The sequence below is a fragment of the Kitasatospora sp. NPDC001175 genome (assembly GCF_053598215.1).
Genome location: NZ_JBSFJU010000016.1, coordinates 100,994 through 120,235 on the forward strand (window position 1 = coordinate 100,994; position 19,242 = coordinate 120,235).

Consider the following 19,242-nt stretch of genomic DNA (forward strand, 5'->3'; position numbering starts at 1 on the left):
CGGGGCAAGCCCTGACGGGTGCTCGAAGGCGGGCCGAGGGGCGACCGGGGACGCGGTCGGGGGCTTCGCGCCGGACCTCGGCAGCCCCGGGTGCGGCGATCAGAGGGCGCTGCCGGCCCTCCAGTCGGCCCAGGAGAGGTTCCAGCCGTTCAGGCCGTTGGACGGATCGACCGTGCGGTCACCGGAGTTGACGACCTCGACCACGTCTCCGACCATCGAGCTCCGGAAGAACTTCGCCCCGCTCGCCCCCGGGTCCCCCGCCCCCTTGACGTCCCGCAGGGCTATGCAGCCGTGGCTGGTGTTGGCGCGGCCGAACGCCGAGGCGGGCGACCAGTAGTTGCCGTGGACGAAGGTGCCCGAGGTGGTCAGGCGTTGGGCGTGCGGCACATCCGGAATGTCGTACTCGTCGCCGAGGCCGACCGTGGAGGAGTCCATCCTGGTCTGCTGGTACTGCTCGGATATCACCAGCTTGCCCGCCCAGGTACGGTGCTGGGGCGAGCCGCCGATGATCGGGTAGGTGGCGGTGACCACCCCGTCCGTGGTGACGGTGAGGGTGCCGGCGCCGAGGTCGGCGACACTGGTCTGGCTGCGCCCGACGGTGAAGCGCACGTCCCTCGACTGGGTGCCGTAGACACCCGTCGCCCCCTCGACGTCCTTGAGCCGCAGCTTGACGGTCACCTCGGTGCCCTTGGCCCAGTACTGCGCGGGGCGGAAGTCCAGCCGGGTGCTGGAGAACCAGTGCCCGACGATCTCCACGCCCGAGTCGGCGGTCACGGGGATCGCCTGCTCGACGACCCGGCGGTTGGTGACCGGCTCGCTGAACCGGATGGTGACCGGCATCCCGACACCGACGACCGAGCCGTCCTCGGGCGAGAAGTAGCCGGTGAAGGTGCGGGCGGGGGTGGCGGTGGTGAATCGGGTGTCGACGTCGGCCCGCAGTTCGTCGCCGTCGGCAGCGACGGCCGCGAGCCGGTACTCGGTACCGCTGCCGAGCCGCCCGGTGGAGGTCCAGCCGGAGCCGTCGGGAGCCAGTCGGCCGGCCACCTCGTCACCGTCCGCGTCGACCAGCCTGACCGAGGCGAGGGTGCCGTCGGCCACCCCGACGGTGACCGGCCTGCTGAAGGAGGCGTCCGTGGTGCCGTCGGCCGGCGAGACGGTGATCTTCGCGGTCGAGGCCTTCGGGGCGGGCGCCGCGCTCGCGCCGGCGCTCGCAGCGTCACCGACCCCCGTGCCTGCACCCGCACCACTGCCCGCGGCACTCCCCGCCCGCGTCTTGCCGTCGCATCCGGCCACCAGCACCAGCGGGGCACTGAGCAGCCCCGCGAGTACACCACGACGGCTCCAGCCGCCGACGGTGGGGGACTGCCGCTTCTCCGGTGCCGTCACTTCGCGCCTCCTGCTCGTCGAGATGTTACGGACAAAACAACGCGATATCGGGCGAAGCGGTTCCGCACTTAAGGGTTGAGATCGTATGAGACTACTCAAGATCAACTCAAGATCCATCAATAACCACAAATGACAACAAAAGCCCCAATCGCCACCAAAGTTAGATAATGGAAAAACCGCCCGATCCGGACATTTCGGATCGGGCGGCTCGTGGCGCTCGGGATGGCTGGTCAGTCCTCCTGGCCGACCTGGTACTCGTCCCAGGACTCCTCGTCCGGATCGAAGTCGGTCCGCGCGGACTCCCAGGTGGCGGAGGTCAGCTCCACGCCGGGGACGTCGCCGAGCAGCGCGACCGGGTCGACGAAGTGCGCGAGCGAGCCGGACGGGTCCAGCTCGATGGCCTCGACGGACTGGGCGCGCTCCTCGTCGTCGAGGTACTCGTCGCCCTCGACCTGGGTCAGGGCGGCGGTCTTCAGAGCCTGCTCGTCGGTGATCTCGGCGATGAGCTCGATGGTGAGGCGAACGTAACGGGGGGCGTCCTGCTCCGGCAGGTCAGTGCTGGTCATGTGTGCGAGCGTAGGCGAGCCGGACCGTCCGGTGGAAACGCCGAGCCGGTGCCGCCCCGCGGAACCCGGGGAAGCGGTACGGGCCGGCCCACGGAACGTGGACCGGCCCGACCGGCCCTCCGGCCCGGCTCCCCCACCCGGGAGCCGCCGGAGACGCGCCTGACGGCGCGGTGTGCACCGCGAGGGCCGCCGCACCCTGTCGGCCTGGACCGACCGGAAGGCCGGGATCTTCGGCACAGGGGCGGGACGACGGCAGCCCCCACGAGGGCCCCTCCGCCGCCGGAGACCGGGACGGAGGACAGGACGCGGCGGGCGGTTCAGGGCCGACCGGCGCGTCCGGGCGACCGCAGCACCAGGGAGCCGCTCCCGGTCGCTGCCGTCACCTTGCTCGGCGTCTTGCCGTTGACCCCTACGATGCCCGACGTTTGTTAACCCCTTGCTGCGTGCACATGTCGTCGGTGTACCACTTCGCGCCCGGACGGATCCCCATCCCGCCGCCCGGGAAGCACCGTTGACGACTGATCAGTGACCGCCGCGCCCGGCCAGGAAGGCCAGCAGGTCCTGGCGGGTGACGATGCCCTGCGGCTTGCCCTCGACCAGCACGACGGCCGCGTCGGCCTTCTCCAGCACGGTCATCAGGCTGGTCACGGTCTCGCCCGAGCCGACCACCGGCAGCGGCTTGGACATCACCTTGTCCAGGGTGTCGGTGAGCTGGATCTCCTGCGCGTGCAGCCCGTTGAGCAGCTCGCGCTCCACCACCGAGCCGATCACCTCGCCCGCCATGATGTCGGGGTGGCCGGCACCCGGCGAGACCACCGGCATCTGCGAGACGCCGAAGTCGCCCAGCACCTTGATGGCCTCGCCGACCGTCTCGCCCGGGTGCATGTGGACGAACTGCGGGATGCCGTCCTGCTGGAGGGCGACCTTGCGGGCCAGCACCTCGCTGATGTGCGCCTCGTCGGTCTCGGACGGCAGGAAGCCGTAGTCGGCCATCCAGTCGTCGTTGAAGATCTTCGAGAGGTAGCCGCGGCCGCCGTCCGGCAGCAGCACCACGACCACGTCGTCCGGGCCGAGCTCGCGGGCCACCTCCAGCGCGGCCACCACGGCCATGCCGCAGGAGCCGCCGACCAGCAGGCCCTCCTCCTTGGCCAGGCGGCGGGTCATCTGGAAGGAGTCCTTGTCGGAGACCGCGACGATCCGGTCGGCGACGTTGCGGTCGTAGGCGGTCGGCCAGAAGTCCTCACCGACGCCCTCGACCAGGTACGGACGGCCGGTGCCGCCCGAGTAGACCGAGCCCTCGGGGTCGGCGCCGACCACCTGGACCTTGCCGCCGGAGGCCTCCTTCAGGTAGTTGCCGGTACCGGAGATGGTGCCGCCGGTGCCGACGCCCGCAACGAAGTGGGTGATCTTCCCCTCGGTCTGCTCCCACAGCTCCGGGCCGGTGGAGTGGTAGTGCGAGGCCGGGTTCTCCGGATTGGAGTACTGGTCCGGCTTCCAGGCGTTGGGGGTCTCCCGGACCAGGCGGTCGGAGACGTTGTAGTAGGAGTCCGGGTGCTCGGGCGCGACGGCGGTCGGGCAGACCACCACCTCGGCACCGTAGGCCCGGAGCGTGTTGATCTTGTCGGTGGAGACCTTGTCAGGGCAGACGAAGATGCACTTGTAGCCCTTCTGCTGAGCCACGATGGCCAGACCGACACCGGTGTTGCCCGAGGTCGGCTCGACGATCGTGCCACCGGGCTTGAGCGCGCCGGACGCCTCGGCGGCCTCGATCATGCGCATCGCGATGCGGTCCTTGACCGACCCGCCGGGGTTGAAGTACTCGACCTTCGCCAGCACGGTCGCGCTGATGCCCTCGGTGACCTTGTTCAGCTTCACCAGAGGCGTGTTGCCGACCAGCTCGATGATCGAATTGTGGTACCGCACGGGGGTCCTCCCGGTAAGTGCGCGATGCGGGTGTTCTTCGGTATGACCAGCCTAGGGCCTGTCTCGGAGGTCCTGTCGGCAGTCTGTGCGAGCACCCGCGGGTGGCGGGCCGGGCAGCGGGACGCCCGCGCGGGCCCGGCGACCCTCCGTGACCGGCCCCGGGGCCCGGATGGCCGACCTTCGCCGATAACGCTCGACTCCAGCGGGTACCAGCAGGGATACGGAGCCGGGAGCAGCACCAGAAGGGGGCCGGGGTGTCGGGGTCACAGGAGTCACGGGCCCGGGTCGCCCGCCGCATCGCCACGGCGGCGGCGTACGGCGGAGGCGGGATCGGGTTGCTCGGGGTCGGCCTGGTGGGCCTGCTGCTCACCGAGACCAGGATGGCGGTGCGCGCGGTCGGCCTGCTGGAAGGTGACCCGCCGAAGGCTGACGGGGTGTACGGCGCGGCCTTCGCCGATCCGCTGGCGGCCGAGCCGCCGATGGTGCTGGTCTTCCTCGGCGACTCGACCGCCGCCGGTCTCGGAGTGGCGCGCGGGCACGAGACGCCGGGAGCACTGCTGGCGGCCGGGCTCGCCTCGGTGGCCGAGCGCAGGGTGCGGCTGCTGAACGTCGCCAGGTCCGGCGCACGGTCGGCGGACCTGGCCCGGCAGGTGGAACTGGCCCTGCCGCACCGGCCGACCATCGCCGTGATCATCATCGGCGCCAACGACGTGACCACCGGGCACAGCTCGGCCGCCCACTCGGTACGGCAGCTGGGCCAGGCGGTGGCGGCACTGCGCACCGGCGGCTGCGAGGTGGTGGTGGGCACCTGCCCGGACCTCGGGACGATCAAGCCGGTCCGGCCGCCGCTGCGCTGGGTCGCCCGGCGGCTGTCCCGCCAGCTGGCGGCCGCGCAAACCATAGCGGTGGTGGAGAACGGCGGCCGGACCGTCTCGCTGGGCTCGCTGCTCGGCCCCGAGTTCGCCACCCGTCCGGAGATGTTCGCCTCGGACCGCTACCACCCCTCCGCCCAGGGGTACGCCACGGCCGCGATGGCGGTACTGCCCTCGCTGTGCGCGGCCCTGGACCTCTGGCCGGACGAGATCCGGCCCGACGGCGGCCGCGAGTCGGTGCTGCCGGTGGCGATGGCGGCGGCCACGGCGGCGGGGTACTCGGGCACCGAGGTGACGGCGGCCGACCGGGCGGGCCTGCCGGACATCGGACGGCGCTGGGCGCAGGTCGTGCACCGGCTGCGGTTCGGCCTACCCGGAGCCGGGCAGCAGACTGGTGCGGCGGCCGCCCCGCCCGACGACTCCCCCGACGACTCCCCGGACGCCTCGCCGGGCGCGCCGCCGGATCGGCCGCCGACAGAGGAGGAGGCGCAGGCCGCGGGGTGAGCCGCGTCGGCCAGCTCACATCCGGACTCAGGTGACGCACGGGCTACTTAACGGTAACTTTCCTCCCGAGCGTCCCACTTGGCACTGCCGTGCCCGGCGGCGCCCGTAGCCCAGGGTCACCCAGCGAGGAGCCACCATGCCTGAAGCCGTCATCGTCAGCGCCGCCCGTTCGCCGATCGGCCGTGCCTTCAAGGGCTCGCTCAAGGACGTCCGACCGGACGACCTCACCGCGCAGATCATCACCGCTGCCCTCGCCAAGGTCCCCGAGCTGGACCCGCGCCAGATCGACGACCTGATGCTCGGCTGCGGCCTGCCCGGCGGCGAGCAGGGCCACAACCTGGCCCGGATCATCGCGGTGCAGATGGGCATGGACTACCTGCCCGGCGCCACCATCACCCGGTACTGCTCCTCCTCGCTGCAGACCACCCGGATGGCACTTCACGCGATCAAGGCGGGCGAGGGCGACGTCTTCATCTCGGCCGGCGTCGAGACCGTCTCGCGCAGCGTCAAGGGCACCTCCGACGGTCTGCCGGACACCCAGAACCCGGTCTTCGACGAGGCGGTCGCCCGCACCGCGCACCGCGCCGAGGTGGGCGGCGGAGAGTGGCACGACCCGCGCGAGGACGGGCTGCTCCCCGACGCGTACATCGCCATGGGTCAGACCGCCGAGAACCTGGCCGCCCTCAAGGGCATCACCCGGGCCGAGCAGGACGAGTTCGGCGTCCGCTCGCAGAACCTGGCCGAGGCCGCCATCAAGGCCGGCTTCTGGGAGCGCGAGATCACCCCGGTCACCACGCCGGACGGCACCGTGGTCAGCAAGGACGACGGCCCGCGCGCCGGGGTCACCTTGGAGGGCGTCTCGGGCCTCAAGCCGGTCTTCCGCCCGGACGGCACCGTCACGGCCGGCAACTGCTGCCCGCTGAACGACGGCGCCGCCGCACTGGTGATCATGTCCGACACCAAGGCCCGCGAGCTCGGCATCACCCCGCTCGCCCGGGTGGTCTCCACCGGCGTCAGCGCGCTCTCCCCCGAGATCATGGGCTACGGCCCGGTCGAGGCGTCCAAGCAGGCCCTCGCGCGGGCCGGGCTGAGCATCGGCGACATCGACCTGGTCGAGATCAACGAGGCCTTCGCGGCCCAGGTCATCCCCTCCTACCGGGACCTGGGCATCGACCTGGACCGGCTGAACGTCAACGGCGGTGCGATCGCCGTCGGCCACCCGTTCGGCATGACCGGCGCCCGGATCACCACCACGCTGATCAACTCCCTGCAGTGGCACGACAAGCAGTTCGGCCTGGAGACCATGTGCGTCGGCGGCGGCCAGGGCATGGCGATGGTCATCGAGCGCCTGAGCTGAGCTAGTTGAGAACAGGGCCGGCCGTGAACCCCCCGTTCGGGGGTGACGCACGGTGATTGAGGGCTGGATCACACGCCGAGTGTGATCCAGCCCTCATTTGCCACCCGGAGCGGCGTTTCGCGAACACCGCGAAATCGGTCAACTCCGCAGCGTATAACGGGTCCGGGAGATGATTTCCGGACAAGGATGCACGTCACACTCAAATCGGACATCTGCCACTGCAGTAACAGCGCTCCATACGGCAGTGTGGACGTGTAACCCCGTTCCACTCCTCGCTAGGAGTACGTTCCGTGAGCGCCGTCGACACCATCCTGCTGCTGGCCCTGATCGCCGTGTGTACCGCCGTCCTGCTCCACGTACGTCGTCTCTCCCGCCGCCTGGACGAGCAGCAAGAGGCCGCAACTGCCGCTTCCACCACCGGGGTTGACGAGGCCGTCATACGCCGCGCGGTCACCGAGGCGCTGGCGGCGGACCGGGAGCGGGAGATCGCCGAGGCACGGGCGTTCTGGGCCGAGCAGGAGGCCAAGGCGGCCGAGGACGCCCCCATCTTCGACTCGCCTTTCACCGGCGCCCACTTGACCGCCGCCGAGGAGTGGCCGCTGTTCTTCCCGCGCCCGACCGGACCGCAGGAGGCTGCGGACAACGGCGTCATGGATCCCGGGTTCGGCGAGGCGCTGCGCTCCGCGCTGGAGGACCTCATCAACGAGGGGCACGACGGCGAGGGTGCCAAGGGCGGTCCGGGCCACCCCGCGCAGCCCCTCCCCGGCCAGCCGGTGCCCGGCGGCACCGAGAACTCCGGTGAGGCCCGTGCCCGCCGTGAGGCCGACCTGCTCGCCACCGGCCTGGAGTCCGGCCTGCTCGACACGGGGTCGACCACCGCTCCCGACCCGCGCCGCCACCCCTCGCACCCCGACTTCGTCCCCAGCCCGACCCCGTCCCACGAGTGGACGGACACCAAGCTGACCACGCTGGCCGAGGAGGGCACACCGCTCAGCGACGTCCGCCCCGGCCCGCTGGGCACCCTGGACGTGTACGCCTTCGCCGACGGCACCACCCTCTGCGTGGCCCCCGGCGACCGCGAGGCTGCCTACCGCCTGATCGACGCCGTCCGGGCCGGCGAGGACGTCCGCCTCCTCGGCGGCTCCCGCTTCTCGGGCTCGTACTCCCTGACCTTCTCCACCAACGAGGACGCCGTCTACGTCCTGGCCGACCGCGTGGTCGCCAGCATCTGACCCGACGCCAGCGGAAAAGACCCTTCCGGGTGTGCGGGCATGCGGGACCCGGCCCCTCGGCGGGCGCGGGCGCGGGGAGCCCGGGCGGCTTCGCCGGGGCCCCGCGCGCCGTTCTCCGCGCTCTACGTGATCAGATCGAGGACGGCCCTGACCTCGGCCAGGGCCGCGGACAGCTGCGCCTCGTCAGCCTCCTCGGCGAATTCGTACCCGGCGACCGCGATCTGGTCCCCCACCGCGAACGGGCCCGCGTCCGGGAACACGTGCGGCGGTTCGCCGGCCGCGGCCAGCGCCGCGTCGGCCAGCTCCCTGGCCAGCGCCAGCCCGGCGGCGGCCCGCGAGGGGTGCCCCGGCACCTCGCCCATCAGCCGGCTCTGCGGCATCGTGCGGTAGCGGTCCGCCAGGCTCTCCACGGCGTCCAGCAGGGCGCTCCGGTCGGCGGACAGATGAAGTTCAGCGGACATACTCCGAGGCTATCCCGTCAGCGCGGGCACCCGGACGGCCACGGAGCGCCGGCGTGGGAGGGCCGCGGGCCCCGGAACGGATGCCCCGGGGCCCGGATGCGGCCGGCTCGCGAGCCCGCCGTCAGTCGTCGCCGCGCAGGATCGCGATCAGCCGGAGCATCTCCAGGTAGATCCAGACCAGCGAGAGGGTCAGCCCGAAGGCGGCCCGCCAGGACTCCTGCTGCGGGGCACCGCCCCGGATGCCCGCCTCGATCTGCGCGAAGTCCAGCGAGAGGAAGAACGCGCCGAGGCCGATCCCGACCAGGCCCACCACGATCCCCAGCGGCCCCGAGCGCAGCCCCATGTCGGCGCCGAACATCGACGCCACCAGGTTGACCAGGAGCAGGATCACGAAGCCCATGGCGATCGCCGTACCGACCCGGGTGTAGCGGGCGGTGACCCGGATCCGACCGCTCTTGTAGGCGATCAGCATCGCTGCGAAGACCGCGGCCGTACCCAGCACGGCCTGGATCGCGATGCCCGGCAGGGCGGTGTTCAGCGCCTTGGTGATCGCTCCGAGGAAGAAGCCCTCGAGTGCCGCGTAGACCAGGATCAGCGGGGCGCTGACGCTCCGCTTGAAGCTGATCACCAGGCCGACCACGAAGGCGGCCACCGCGGCGCCCACGGCGAAGCCGTAGTTCTCCGCGGGAAGCACGAACCAGGCGGCCGAGCCGGCCGCGACCAGGGTGAGCAGTGTGAGGGCCGTCCGGGCCACCACGTCGTCCATGGTCATCCGGCCGGTCTGCAGCGGGCCGGCCTCGGGCGCCTGGTACATCTCGTACAGCTGCTCGTCAGTGAGCTGCTGCCCTCCGTACTGCTGCCGCGCGTACGGGTTGTTGCCGTAAGGGCCGCCGGAGTAGGGGCCGCCGGCCTGCGGCTGCCGGGCAGTTCCGGTACCGAACCCCGCGTATCCGGCACCGCGGGTGAAGGCCCCCTCCCGCGAGAAGACCGGGTTGCTGCTTCTCATGCTCATTCCCTCCGGGGCGGCAGGGCACCGCCCACGCCCCACAAGGGTAATGCCTTGGCAAAGGGAAGCGCCTACGCCGCGAGGAGGATCTCGCAATCGCGGCGGGGACGGAGTTGGTGCCCGGGGCCGGACTCGAACCGGCACGGCCTGGAGGCCAAGCAGTTTTAAGCTGCCCGTGTCTGCGTTCCACCACCCGGGCGTGCACCCCTCCGCCCCTGTAACGGGCTACCCCTGAGACTAGTCTCCCGGCCGCCCCTTTCGCATGTTCCCTGGGCGGAATTTGTCATGTTTCCTTGCCATCTGACGAACCGTCTGTGATTTGGACAGCCTGCGCCGATATTCAGCCATCCGCGCCGTGTCAGGGTCGGAGTCATACCCGAGGAGGAGGCGCGGTTCGCCGCGTACGACCAGCGGCGGTCCGCCCAACCGTTCCCCCGGGCGACTAATTTCCATGATCGCTAAACGAGCATGGAATAGCGGCCGGTGCTCTGCGCCCGGCCGATCCGAGCTTCACCAACCCATCACGGCTGGCCGACGGCCGACCGACCACTGTGCAAGGAGCCCTCCCGTGACCACGACGTCCGCGTACGCCGTCCGCACCGGCCAGGCGGCCGCCCGCGCCACCGGCCTCAACAAGGTCTACGGCGAGGGCGAGACCCGAGTGGTCGCCCTCGACAACGTCAGCGTGGTCTTCCCGCAGGGCGAGTTCACCGCGATCATGGGGCCCTCGGGTTCCGGCAAGTCCACCCTGATGCACTGCATGGCCGGCCTGGACACCGTCTCCTCCGGCTCGTCGATGATCGGCGAGACCGAGCTGGTGGGTCTGAAGGACAAGCAGCTGACCAAGCTCCGCCGGGACAAGATCGGCTTCATCTTCCAGGCGTTCAACCTGCTGCCCACCCTGACGGCGCTGGAGAACATCACGCTGCCGATGGACATCGCCGGCCGCAAGGTCGACCAGGCCTGGCTGGACCGGGTGGTGGACACCGTCGGTCTCTCCGGCCGCCTCTCGCACCGTCCGTCCCAGCTCTCCGGCGGTCAGCAGCAGCGCGTCGCCTGCGCCCGCGCGCTGGCCGGCAAGCCGGAGATCATCTTCGCCGACGAGCCCACCGGCAACCTCGACTCCCGCTCCGGTGCCGAGATCCTCTCCTTCCTGCGCAACTCCGTGCGCGAGCTGGGCCAGACCGTGGTGATGGTCACCCACGACCCGGTGGCCGCCTCCTACGCGGACCGCGTGGTCTTCCTCGCCGACGGCCGGATCGTCGACGAGCTGACGGCTCCGACCGCCGACGGCGTCCTGGACCGGATGCGCCGCTTCGACGCCAAGGGCCGGACGAACTAGGAGCCGGACGAACTGACGCCTCGCCAGTAGCCGCCCCGACTCCCAGGACGCAACCCATGTATCGCACCGCACTGCGCAATGTGCTGGCCCACAAGGGCCGCCTGTTGATGACGGCACTCGCCATCCTGCTCGGCACCGCTTTCGTCTCCGGCACCCTGGTCTTCTCCGACACGCTCGGGCAGGCCATGAAGAACAGCTTCGCCAAGAGCTACACCGACGTCTCGGTGCTGGTCACCGACCCCTCCGCCGGTTCCCGGATGGGCCCCCGGAACAAGGAGGACGCGAAGAACACCGCCAAGCTGACCGACGCCACCGTCAAGCAGATAGCCGCCCTGCCCGGCGCGGCGAAGGCGCGCGGTGTGGTCTCCGGCTTCATCGGCGTGTCCGACAAGAAGGGCAACCTGATCGGCGAGTTCTGGAGCGCGATGGGCGGCAACTACGTGCCCGACGCCTCCGGCAAGGACAGCCGCTACCCGCTGGTGGAGGGCAAGGCCCCGTCCGGCCCCAAGGAGGTCGCGCTCGACAAGGCGACCGCCGAGAAGGGCGGTTACCACGTCGGTGACACCATCCGGATCGCGAGCAACGGCCCGGCCCTGGACGTCAAGCTGACCGGCATCGTCACCACCGACGACCCGCAGATCACCTCCGGCGGCACGCTCACCCTGCTGGACACCGCCAGCGCGCAGAAGATGCTGCTGACGCCCGGTCAGTACAGCTCCGTCTCGGTGCTGGCCAAGTCCGGTACCAGCGAGTCCGCGCTGCTCGACCAGGTGGGCAACGTCCTCCCCAAGGACCACGGCAACTTCCGCGCCGAGACCGGCCAGGAACTCAACGACGAGCAGGCCAAGGCGATCGCCTCCGGCACCGACGGCATGAAGACCATGCTGCTGGTCTTCGCGATCATCTCGCTGTTCGTCAGCATCTTCATCATCGCCAACACCTTCACCATGCTGGTCGCCCAGCGCACCAAGGAGCTGGCCCTCCTCCGCGCGATCGGCGCCAGCCGCTCGCAGGTCACCCGCTCGGTGCTGGTCGAGGCGCTGGCCCTCGGCGTCGCCGCCTCGGTGGCCGGCCTGCTCGCCGGCATCGGCATCGGCGCCGGGATGCAGTCGCTGATCCACGCGACCAGTGCCGGCATGCCCACCGGCCCGCTGGTGATCGCGCCGACCACGATCGTGGTGACCCTGGTGGTCGGTGTCCTGGTCACCGTCCTCTCCGCCGTCCTCCCCGCCCTCCGCGCCTCCCGGATCGCCCCGGTGGCCGCGATGAGCAGCGGCGACCAGCCGGCCACCCAGAAGAGCCTGGTGATCCGCAACGTGATCGGGTCGGTGGTCACCATCGGCGGCCTCGGCCTGGTCGTGATGGGCGCCGCCACCAAGAGCAGCTCCGGCCGGGTGCCGGTGGGTGTCGGTCTCGGGCTGGCGATCATCGGAATCTTCATCCTGCTGCCGCTGCTGTCCCGCCCGGTGATCGCCCTGGTCGGCCCGCTGCTGGCCAAGCTGGCGGGTACGCCCGGCAAGCTGGCCCGCCGCAACGCGGTGCGCAACCCGCGCCGCACCGCCGCCACGGCCGCCGCGCTCACCATCGGCCTCGCCCTGGTCACCGGCCTCACCGTGCTGGGCTCCTCGGTCTCCGACATGGTGGACAAGGCCGTCACCAGCTCCATGAAGGCCGACTACGACGTCACCCTGGCCACCGGCGACCTGACCCCGGAGCTGGCCGCCGCCATCGCCAAGGCCCCCGGTGTCGCGGTCTCCAGCCCGGTCAGGCGCGACTACTGGGAGTTCAACGGCGCCCCGCACTCGATCCGCGGCTATGACGCCGCCGGCTTCGAGAAGCTGGTCCAGCCGAAGATGGTCAGCGGCTCCGCCGCGGCGCTGAAGCAGGGTCAGATCCTGGTCGACTCCGACATGGCCAAGAAGGAGAACCTGGCGGTCGGCTCCGGCGTCAAGGTGGAGTTCCACCCCGGCAGCGAGGGCACCCTCACGGTCGGCGGTGTGTACGAGGGCAACGCGATGGTCTCCGAGGTCCTGATGGCCAACTCCGAGATCACCAAGCACGTGGAGGACTCCTACCTCAGCGAGGTCCTGGTCAAGGGCACCGACGGCCCCAGCGCCACCCTCAAGCAGTCCATCAAGGACGCCACCGGCAACAACCCGGTGGTCGCGGTCAAGACCAAGCAGGACATGCGCGACGAGTTCGACAAGGTCCTCACCTTCGCGCTGAACATGATGTACGGCCTGCTGGGCATGGCCGTGGTGATCGCGGTCATCGGCGTGATCAACACCCTGGCCATGTCGGTCTTCGAGCGCAAGCGTGAGATCGGCATGCTGCGGGCGATCGGTCTGGACCGCCGCGGCATCAAGCGGATGGTCCGGCTGGAGTCGGTGGTGATCTCGCTCTTCGGCGCGGTGATCGGCGTCGCGCTCGGCACCTTCGCCGCCTGGGCGATCAACCGCACCCTGATCTCCAGCCTGCCGACCCTCAGCACCGTGATCCCCTACGGCGAGCTGCTGCTCTTCCTGGCGCTGGCCGGACTGGTCGGCCTGTTCGCCGCCCTGTGGCCCGCCCGCCAGGCGTCCAAGCTGAACATCCTGGAGAGCATCAAGACTGACTGACGGTCCGCTGGACAACGGGAATGCCCCCGCCGAAGGGTTCGGCGGGGGCATTCCCGTTGTCCCCGCATGTCACCGGCCACCCGGCCGGACCGGCCGACACACCCCGCGGAGAGCTGGCGGGCGCACCGACGCCGCAGACGGCGAGCGCCGAGCACCGGGTGACAAGTGGCAGGCAGCACTCGCCAAGTGCCGGGCGGCAAGCGGCGATCAGCGAGCAGCGGCAAGCGACGAGCACCAAGCAGCAGACCAGCCAAGCGAGTTCCGGAGCCGGTCCCCTCCCTCCCGGGCCCGCGGGCGCACACAGGGGAAGGCCCCTGCCGGAGGATTCCGGCAGGGGCCTTCTCGGTACTTCTGTACTCCGCCCGGTCGCACGGCCGGCTGAGCACCACGGAGGTCGTGGTCCGGCGACACTGCCGGGCGGAGGGCCTCCGACTCGTACCCGGGCTACTCCTCCGCCCGGATCTGGTCGCTTACTTGCTGCTCGCGAGTTCCTTCTCGGCCGGCTTGGCGGCCTCGACGGGCTTGGGGGCGGGGCCTGCTGCCTCCTGGAAGGCGCTGAACGGCTTCTCCATCTCGGACAGGCCGACCGTCTCGCGCTTCAGGAACATCGCCAGCGTCCAGTCGGTGAAGACCCGGATCTTGCGGTTCATGGTCGGAACCATGGCTCCGTGGTACAGGCGGTGGAACCACCAGGCCGGGCGGCCCTTCAGCTTGTACTTGCCGAAGAGGATCGCCACACCCTTGTGCAGGCCGAGACCGGCGACCGCACCCAGGTTCTTGTGCTTGTACTCCTTCTGCGGGAAGCCCCGCATGCCGGCCACCACGTTGTCACCGAGGACGACGGCCTGGCGGCACGCGTGCTGCGCGTTCGGCGGGCACCAGGCGCCCTCGCCGGCGGCGAGGTCCGGCACCTGGGCGTTGTCGCCGGCGGACCAGACGTAGTCGAAGCCCTGGACCTGCAGGGTCGGCGCGGTGTCCACGTGGCCGCGCGGGCCGAGCGGCAGGCCGAAGTTGGCCAGGACCGGGTTGGGCTTGACGCCCGCCGTCCACACGATGGTGGAGGCGTCGACCTCGACGCCGTTCTTCAGCACCACGTGCTGGTCGACGCAGGAGTCCATCGAGGTCTCGATGAAGACCTCGATGTTGCGCTCCTCGAGCTTCTCCTTGGTCCACAGACCGAGGTCCGGGCCCACCTCGGGGAGGATGCGGTTGGCCGCCTCCACCATGATGAAGCGCATGTCGTCGCGGCTGACGGTCTTGTAGATCTTGGCCGCGTCGCGGGCCATGTCCTCGATCTCGGCGATCGTCTCGACGCCGGCGAAGCCACCGCCGATGACGACGAAGGTCAGCGCCTTGCGGCGGACCGCCTCGTCCGTGGTGGACTCGGCCTTGTCGAGCTGCGACATGACGTGGTTGCGGAGGCTGATGGCCTCCTCGACCGTCTTCATGCCGATGCCGTGCTCAGCGAGACCCGGGATCGGGAAGGTGCGGGAGACCGAGCCGGTGGCCACGACCAGGTAGTCGAAGGGCAGCTCGTAGGAGTCGCCGGCCGCGGGCTGGATGGTGGCGACCTTGCGGGCGTGGTCCACACCGGTGACTGAACCGGTGAGCACCTCCGCCTTCTTCAGGGCCGTGCGCAGCGGCGCGACGAGGTTGCGAGGCGCGACGTTGCCGCCGGCCGCCTCCGGGAGGAAGGGCAGGTACGTCATGTACGACCGCGGGTCGACGACCGTGACGGTCGCCTCTCCGTAGCGCATCTTCTTGAGGATGCGCATCGCGGCATACAGGCCGACGTAACCACCGCCGACAATGAGGATGCGAGGACGCTCCGTGGTGCTCATATCGGAAAGTATCCAGCACCGCCCGACGGACCTTTCGTGAGCCCCGTCACATCACCCTGGACACCGTCTGCTACACTACGCGGCCCCGTCCGGCGGGGCCTGACGCGCGTTCACAACCCCGCGCGGCCCGCGGTGAGCACCGGAACGCGGACGGCACTCCTGAGCAGCAACGATCCTGGTGACGCGGGGGTTCCCGCGCGCCGTTTCGAATTCACCGGCCGGCCGGGAGCCCCGCCTGCGATCCAACGAGCCGGTCAGCGAGTCGACCTTCGGTCCCCCATAACGGGCGTAGCGGGCGGCAAAGTGCGACGAAAGACTGGATCGTCATGTGAAGAAATTCACGAAGGTTTTCCCGGCACCCCCGCCGGCGACCGCTCCCGGGCCCACCGAAGGTGCCCCGAAACCGGCCAACAGGACCGACCGGCGATAGGGAGCGGCGACGCCGCGGGCCCTGTCGCCGGTCGGTCCAAGTGAGGGGTCGGGGACGTGAGCGCCCCCGACCGCCGCGCCCGACCACGGTCAGGCGATGCTCCAGGCGATGCCGTCCAGGATGTCGTGCTCGCTGACGACCACCTCGGCGGCGCCCGTCCGCTCCATGATCTCCAGCAGCACCAGGGCACCGGCCGCGATCACGTCCGCCCGGCCCGGGTGCATGACCGGGATGGCGGCGCGCTGCTCGTGGGTGGAGCTCAGCAGGCGGCCGGTCACCTCGCGGACGGCCTCGACCGACAGCCGCGAGTGGTGGATGGCGGCGGAGTCGTACTCCGGCAGGCCGAGCGCGATGCCGGCCACCGTGGTGACCGTGCCCGCGAGGCCGACCAGGGTGGCCGCCCGGTCCAGCGGGACCACCTCGGAGGCCTGGTCCAGCGCGGCCCGGATGTCGGCCTGGGCTGCGGAGATCTGACTCAGCGTCGGCAGCTCGGCGCCCGCGAAGTGCCGCTCGGTGATCCGGACGCAGCCGATGTCCACCGAGCGTGCCGCCTCGACGTCCTCGTGGCCCAGCACGAACTCGGTGGAGCCGCCACCCACGTCGAAAACCAGGTACGGGGGCTCGAAGGCGCCGCCGGTCAGCTCCTTGGTGGCGCCGATGAAGGAGAGGTGCGCCTCCTCCTCGCCACTGACCACCCTGGGCTCGACGCCCAGGATCTCCCGGACGCCCTTGCGGAACTCCTCGGCGTTCTCGGCGTCCCGGGAGGCGCTGGTGGCGACCATCCGGATCCGGTCCGGTCCGACCCCGTGCTCGGCGATGACCGCCGCGTACTCGCGGCAGGCGGCGAAGGTGCGCTCCAGCGCCTCGGGCGCCAGCCGGCGGGTCTTGTCCACGCCCTGGCCGAGCCGGTTGATGATCATCCGCCGGTCGCGGTCGGCGATCGCGCCGGTCTCGGGGTCGAGGTCGGCGATCAGCAGACGGATCGAGTTGGTGCCGCAGTCGATCGCGGCGACCCGGGTGGCGGTCATTCGCTCTCCTCCTCTGCCTTGCGCTTCTTCGCGGCGCGCTCGACGGTCTTCTGCTCCTTGGCGGCGATGACGGCGGCGTGGTCCTCGGCCCTGGCCCGCTGCTCGGCCACCTCGGCCGCGCTCTCGGCGAGTTCGGCCGCGCTCACGCACGGGCCCTTGGCCCACCAGTCCTCCAGCATGCCGAGCGCCTCGTCGCCGAGCGGGTTGACGCCGGGCCCGGCCGCCAGCGAGTGGCCGACCAGCACGTGCAGGCACTTCACCCGGTCCGGCATTCCGCCGGCGCTCGGGAAACCCTCGAGCACCTCGATGGCGTCCCGGCGGGCGATGTAGTCCTCGTGGGCGTGTCGGTAGGCGGCGGCCAGCTCCGGGTCCTCGGCGAGCCGGGCGGTCTGCTCCTTCATCACACCGTCCGCCTCCAGGGTCCCGATCAGCGAAGCGGCCTTGGGGCAGGTCAGGTAGTACAGGGTCGGGAAGGGCGTGCCGTCCGGCAGCCGGGGTGCCGTCTCGACCACGTCCGGGTTGCCGCAGGGGCAGCGGTGCGCGACCGCGCGCAGACCGCGCGGCACTCGGCCCAGCTGGGCCGCGATGGCGGCGATGTCGGTGTCGGAAACGGGAGGGTTCTCAGAGGTCATGGGGGTGCTGTCTCTAGCGGGTGGCGGGTACGGGGGCAGTGGACGGGGCGGCGCCGGGAGCGGCGCCGGCCGCGGCGGGTGCGTCGGCCAGCGCGACCGAGTCCCAGACATTGGTGTACCAGGGCACGGCGGACCTGGCGGCCGGGCCGGCTGCCACCGCGCCCGGTGCGGGCTGTGCGGTGGCGGGCGGACTCGGGTCGACCGACACGAACGGCGTCTCACCCGGCAGCGCGTAGTGCAGCCGCTCGCGGGCCTGCGCCTTCACGTACTCCGGGTCCTGCCAGCGGGCCCGCTCCTTGCGGAGTTGCTCGACCTGCTGGGTGGCGCGCTCGGCCTTGGCGCGCTGCGCGCTGATCTCCGAGCGCTGCGCGATGAACTGGCGGGTGGGGTACGCGAGGATCGCCACCAGCGAGCAGAGCACCAGGACGAGCACCGTGGCCCTGCTGGTGAACCGCGGCCGCCCGGCGATCCCGGGGATCTTCCACCTCGCCATGTACCCCTCCCGTCGGCCCCGCGCGCCGGTGCCCCGCCGCCCAACCCTACGGGGTCGGGCGGCGGGGCACCGATCACGAGCCATCCGTGTCAGACCTCATCCGGTCGGACGCAGGTGTCAGCCGTCGTGCTGACCAGCCCTCGTACGCACTGTGCTTACTACTCCGCGGCGCGGAAGCGCGGGAAGGCCGAGCGACCCGCGTACTCGGCGGCGTCGTCGAGGATCTCCTCGATGCGCAGCAGCTGGTTGTACTTGGCGACGCGCTCGGAGCGGGCCGGGGCACCGGTCTTGATCTGGCCGCAGTTGGTGGCGACGGCCAGGTCGGCGATGGTGACGTCCTCGGTCTCACCGGAGCGGTGCGACATCATGCAGCGGTAGCCGTTGCGCTGGGCCAGCTCGACGGCGTCCAGGGTCTCGGTCAGCGAACCGATCTGGTTGACCTTCACCAGCAGTGCGTTGGCGGTGCCGGTCTCGATGCCCTTGGCCAGGCGGGCCGGGTTGGTGACGAACAGGTCGTCACCGACCAGCTGCACCTTGTCGCCCAGCTTGTCGGTCATCGCCTTCCAGCCGTCCCAGTCCTCCTCGTTCAGCGGGTCCTCGATGGAGACCAGCGGGTAGTTGGCGACCAGGTCGGCGTAGTAGTCGATCAGCTCGGCGGAGGAGAGCGCCTTGCCCTCGAACTGGTAGGCGCCGTCCTTGTAGAACTCGGTGGCGGCGACGTCCAGGGCCAGGGCGATGTCCTTGCCCGGGGTGTAGCCGGCCTTCTTGATGGCCTCGGTGATGAGGTCCAGGGCCTCGCGGTTGGAGTCCAGGTTCGGGGCGAAGCCGCCCTCGTCGCCCAGGCCGGTGGACAGGCCGCGCTCCTTCAGCACGGCCTTGAGGGTGTGGTAGACCTCGACGCCCCAGCGGACGGCCTCGGAGAACGACTCGGCGCCGATCGGCGCGATCATGAACTCCTGGATGTCGACGTTGGAGTCGGCGTGCGAACCGCCGTTGAGGATGTTCATCATCGGAACCGGCAGCACGTGCGCGTTCGGGCCGCCGAGGTAGCGGAACAGCGGCAGGTCGCTGGCCTCGGAGGCGGCGTGCGCCACGGCGAGGGAGACGCCCAGGATCGCGTTGGCACCGAGCGAGGACTTGTCCGGGGTGGCGTCCAGGTCGAGCATGGCCTGGTCGATCAGGCGCTGCTCGGTGGCGTCGTAGCCGACCAGCTCCGGGCCGATCTGCTCGATGACGGCGAGGACGGCCTTCTCCACGCCCTTGCCGAAGTAGCGGTTCTTGTCGCCGTCACGAAGCTCCAGGGCCTCGAAGGCGCCGGTGGAGGCGCCGGACGGGACAGCGGCACGACCGGTGCTGCCGTCGTCGAGGCCGACCTCGACCTCGACCGTGGGGTTGCCGCGCGAGTCGAGAATCTCACGGGCTACGACGACATCAATGGACGGCACGAGGCATCTCCTAGCGGAAGCAGGTCCTACGGACAGGGGGTGCAGTCTGCGGACGATTGCGGAGTCGTTACGACCAGAGCCTAACCGCACCGGGCCTCCGGGCCAC

Annotated in this window: 14 protein-coding genes, 1 tRNA gene and 1 pseudogene; 5 read left to right on the forward strand and 11 right to left on the reverse strand. The window is 70.8% G+C overall.

Features of this window, described 5'->3' with window-relative positions:
• Nucleotides 1-99 precede the first annotated feature (99 nt).
• From ACWDAK_RS14760 to ACWDAK_RS14770, 3 genes are all read right to left on the reverse strand, one after another.
• Complete coding sequence (locus ACWDAK_RS14760; protein WP_427393554.1) at nt 100-1,386, reverse strand: L,D-transpeptidase; 1,287 nt, start codon at nt 1,384-1,386, stop codon at nt 100-102.
• Nucleotides 1,387-1,616: 230 nt separating this feature from the next.
• The gene (locus ACWDAK_RS14765; protein ID WP_344638710.1) at nt 1,617-1,952 is read right to left on the reverse strand and encodes a hypothetical protein; all 336 of its coding nucleotides are present in this window, start codon (nt 1,950-1,952) and stop codon (nt 1,617-1,619) included.
• A gap of 522 nt (nt 1,953-2,474) precedes the next feature.
• Nucleotides 2,475-3,875 carry a cystathionine beta-synthase gene (locus ACWDAK_RS14770; protein WP_427393553.1) on the reverse strand — a complete coding sequence of 467 codons (1,401 nt, stop codon included), beginning with the start codon at nt 3,873-3,875 and terminating at the stop codon, nt 2,475-2,477.
• A 254-nt stretch (nt 3,876-4,129) separates the two neighbouring features.
• Here ACWDAK_RS14770 and ACWDAK_RS14775 point away from each other — a divergent pair, with 254 nt between their 5' ends.
• The 3 genes from ACWDAK_RS14775 (at nt 4,130) to ACWDAK_RS14785 (ending at nt 7,840) form a co-directional block, all read left to right on the forward strand.
• Nucleotides 4,130-5,251, forward strand: a complete 1,122-nt coding sequence (locus ACWDAK_RS14775) for an SGNH/GDSL hydrolase family protein (protein ID WP_427393552.1) — start codon at nt 4,130-4,132, stop codon at nt 5,249-5,251.
• 136 nt (nt 5,252-5,387) lie between these two features.
• Nucleotides 5,388-6,608: an acetyl-CoA C-acetyltransferase gene (locus tag ACWDAK_RS14780; protein ID WP_344638713.1), complete on the forward strand. Its 1,221-nt coding sequence runs from the start codon at nt 5,388-5,390 to the stop codon at nt 6,606-6,608.
• Nucleotides 6,609-6,898: 290 nt separating this feature from the next.
• A complete protein-coding gene (locus tag ACWDAK_RS14785) occupies nt 6,899-7,840 on the forward strand; it encodes a hypothetical protein (RefSeq protein ID WP_344638714.1) in 942 nt (313 codons plus the stop codon).
• A 122-nt stretch (nt 7,841-7,962) separates the two neighbouring features.
• Here ACWDAK_RS14785 and ACWDAK_RS14790 read toward each other — a convergent pair whose 3' ends face one another.
• From ACWDAK_RS14790 to ACWDAK_RS14800, 3 genes are all read right to left on the reverse strand, one after another.
• Nucleotides 7,963-8,301, reverse strand: coding sequence for a hypothetical protein (locus ACWDAK_RS14790; protein ID WP_344638715.1), 339 nt, complete (start codon nt 8,299-8,301; stop codon nt 7,963-7,965).
• A gap of 121 nt (nt 8,302-8,422) precedes the next feature.
• On the reverse strand, nt 8,423-9,307 hold the full coding sequence (locus ACWDAK_RS14795; protein ID WP_427393551.1) for a Bax inhibitor-1/YccA family protein: 885 nt from the start codon (nt 9,305-9,307) through the stop codon (nt 8,423-8,425).
• 114 nt (nt 9,308-9,421) lie between these two features.
• Nucleotides 9,422-9,506, reverse strand: a tRNA-Leu gene (locus ACWDAK_RS14800).
• A gap of 252 nt (nt 9,507-9,758) precedes the next feature.
• On the opposite strand from ACWDAK_RS14800, the gene ACWDAK_RS14805 reads away from it, so the two are divergent.
• Nucleotides 9,759-10,649 (forward strand): ABC transporter ATP-binding protein, encoded by an 891-nt coding sequence (locus tag ACWDAK_RS14805; protein WP_425557757.1) that lies wholly within the window; start codon nt 9,759-9,761, stop codon nt 10,647-10,649.
• Between the two features lie 56 nt (nt 10,650-10,705).
• Nucleotides 10,706-13,267: an ABC transporter permease gene (locus ACWDAK_RS14810; protein ID WP_427393550.1), complete on the forward strand. Its 2,562-nt coding sequence runs from the start codon at nt 10,706-10,708 to the stop codon at nt 13,265-13,267.
• 470 nt (nt 13,268-13,737) lie between these two features.
• Here ACWDAK_RS14810 and ACWDAK_RS14815 read toward each other — a convergent pair whose 3' ends face one another.
• The 5 genes and pseudogenes from ACWDAK_RS14815 to eno all read right to left on the reverse strand — a co-directional run bounded on the left by ACWDAK_RS14815 (nt 13,738) and on the right by eno (nt 19,136).
• Nucleotides 13,738-15,108 (reverse strand): NAD(P)/FAD-dependent oxidoreductase, encoded by a 1,371-nt coding sequence (locus tag ACWDAK_RS14815; RefSeq protein ID WP_344638719.1) that lies wholly within the window; start codon nt 15,106-15,108, stop codon nt 13,738-13,740.
• A 519-nt stretch (nt 15,109-15,627) separates the two neighbouring features.
• Nucleotides 15,628-16,566: a Ppx/GppA phosphatase family protein gene (locus ACWDAK_RS14820; RefSeq protein WP_427393549.1), complete on the reverse strand. Its 939-nt coding sequence runs from the start codon at nt 16,564-16,566 to the stop codon at nt 15,628-15,630.
• Between the two features lie 122 nt (nt 16,567-16,688).
• Nucleotides 16,689-17,198 (reverse strand): annotated as a pseudogene (locus ACWDAK_RS14825) (DUF501 domain-containing protein); the annotation flags it as partial.
• Between the two features lie 13 nt (nt 17,199-17,211).
• On the reverse strand, nt 17,212-17,691 hold the full coding sequence (locus tag ACWDAK_RS14830; RefSeq protein ID WP_344638721.1) for an FtsB family cell division protein: 480 nt from the start codon (nt 17,689-17,691) through the stop codon (nt 17,212-17,214).
• 158 nt (nt 17,692-17,849) lie between these two features.
• A complete protein-coding gene (eno, locus tag ACWDAK_RS14835; protein WP_344638722.1) occupies nt 17,850-19,136 on the reverse strand; it encodes a phosphopyruvate hydratase in 1,287 nt (428 codons plus the stop codon).
• Between the last annotated feature and the right edge of the window lie 106 nt (nt 19,137-19,242).

Coding starts and splice junctions, on each gene's coding strand:
- ACWDAK_RS14790 (WP_344638715.1), bottom strand. CDS start 8,301: ATGTCCGCTGAACTTCATCTGTCCGCCGACCGGAGCGCCCTGCTGGAC.
- ACWDAK_RS14795 (WP_427393551.1), bottom strand. CDS start 9,307: ATGAGAAGCAGCAACCCGGTCTTCTCGCGGGAGGGGGCCTTCACCCGC.
- ACWDAK_RS14815 (WP_344638719.1), bottom strand. CDS start 15,108: ATGAGCACCACGGAGCGTCCTCGCATCCTCATTGTCGGCGGTGGTTAC.
- ACWDAK_RS14820 (WP_427393549.1), bottom strand. CDS start 16,566: ATGACCGCCACCCGGGTCGCCGCGATCGACTGCGGCACCAACTCGATC.
- ACWDAK_RS14780 (WP_344638713.1), top strand. CDS start 5,388: ATGCCTGAAGCCGTCATCGTCAGCGCCGCCCGTTCGCCGATCGGCCGT.
- ACWDAK_RS14765 (WP_344638710.1), bottom strand. CDS start 1,952: ATGACCAGCACTGACCTGCCGGAGCAGGACGCCCCCCGTTACGTTCGC.
- ACWDAK_RS14810 (WP_427393550.1), top strand. CDS start 10,706: ATGTATCGCACCGCACTGCGCAATGTGCTGGCCCACAAGGGCCGCCTG.
- ACWDAK_RS14805 (WP_425557757.1), top strand. CDS start 9,759: ATGATCGCTAAACGAGCATGGAATAGCGGCCGGTGCTCTGCGCCCGGC.
- ACWDAK_RS14830 (WP_344638721.1), bottom strand. CDS start 17,691: ATGGCGAGGTGGAAGATCCCCGGGATCGCCGGGCGGCCGCGGTTCACC.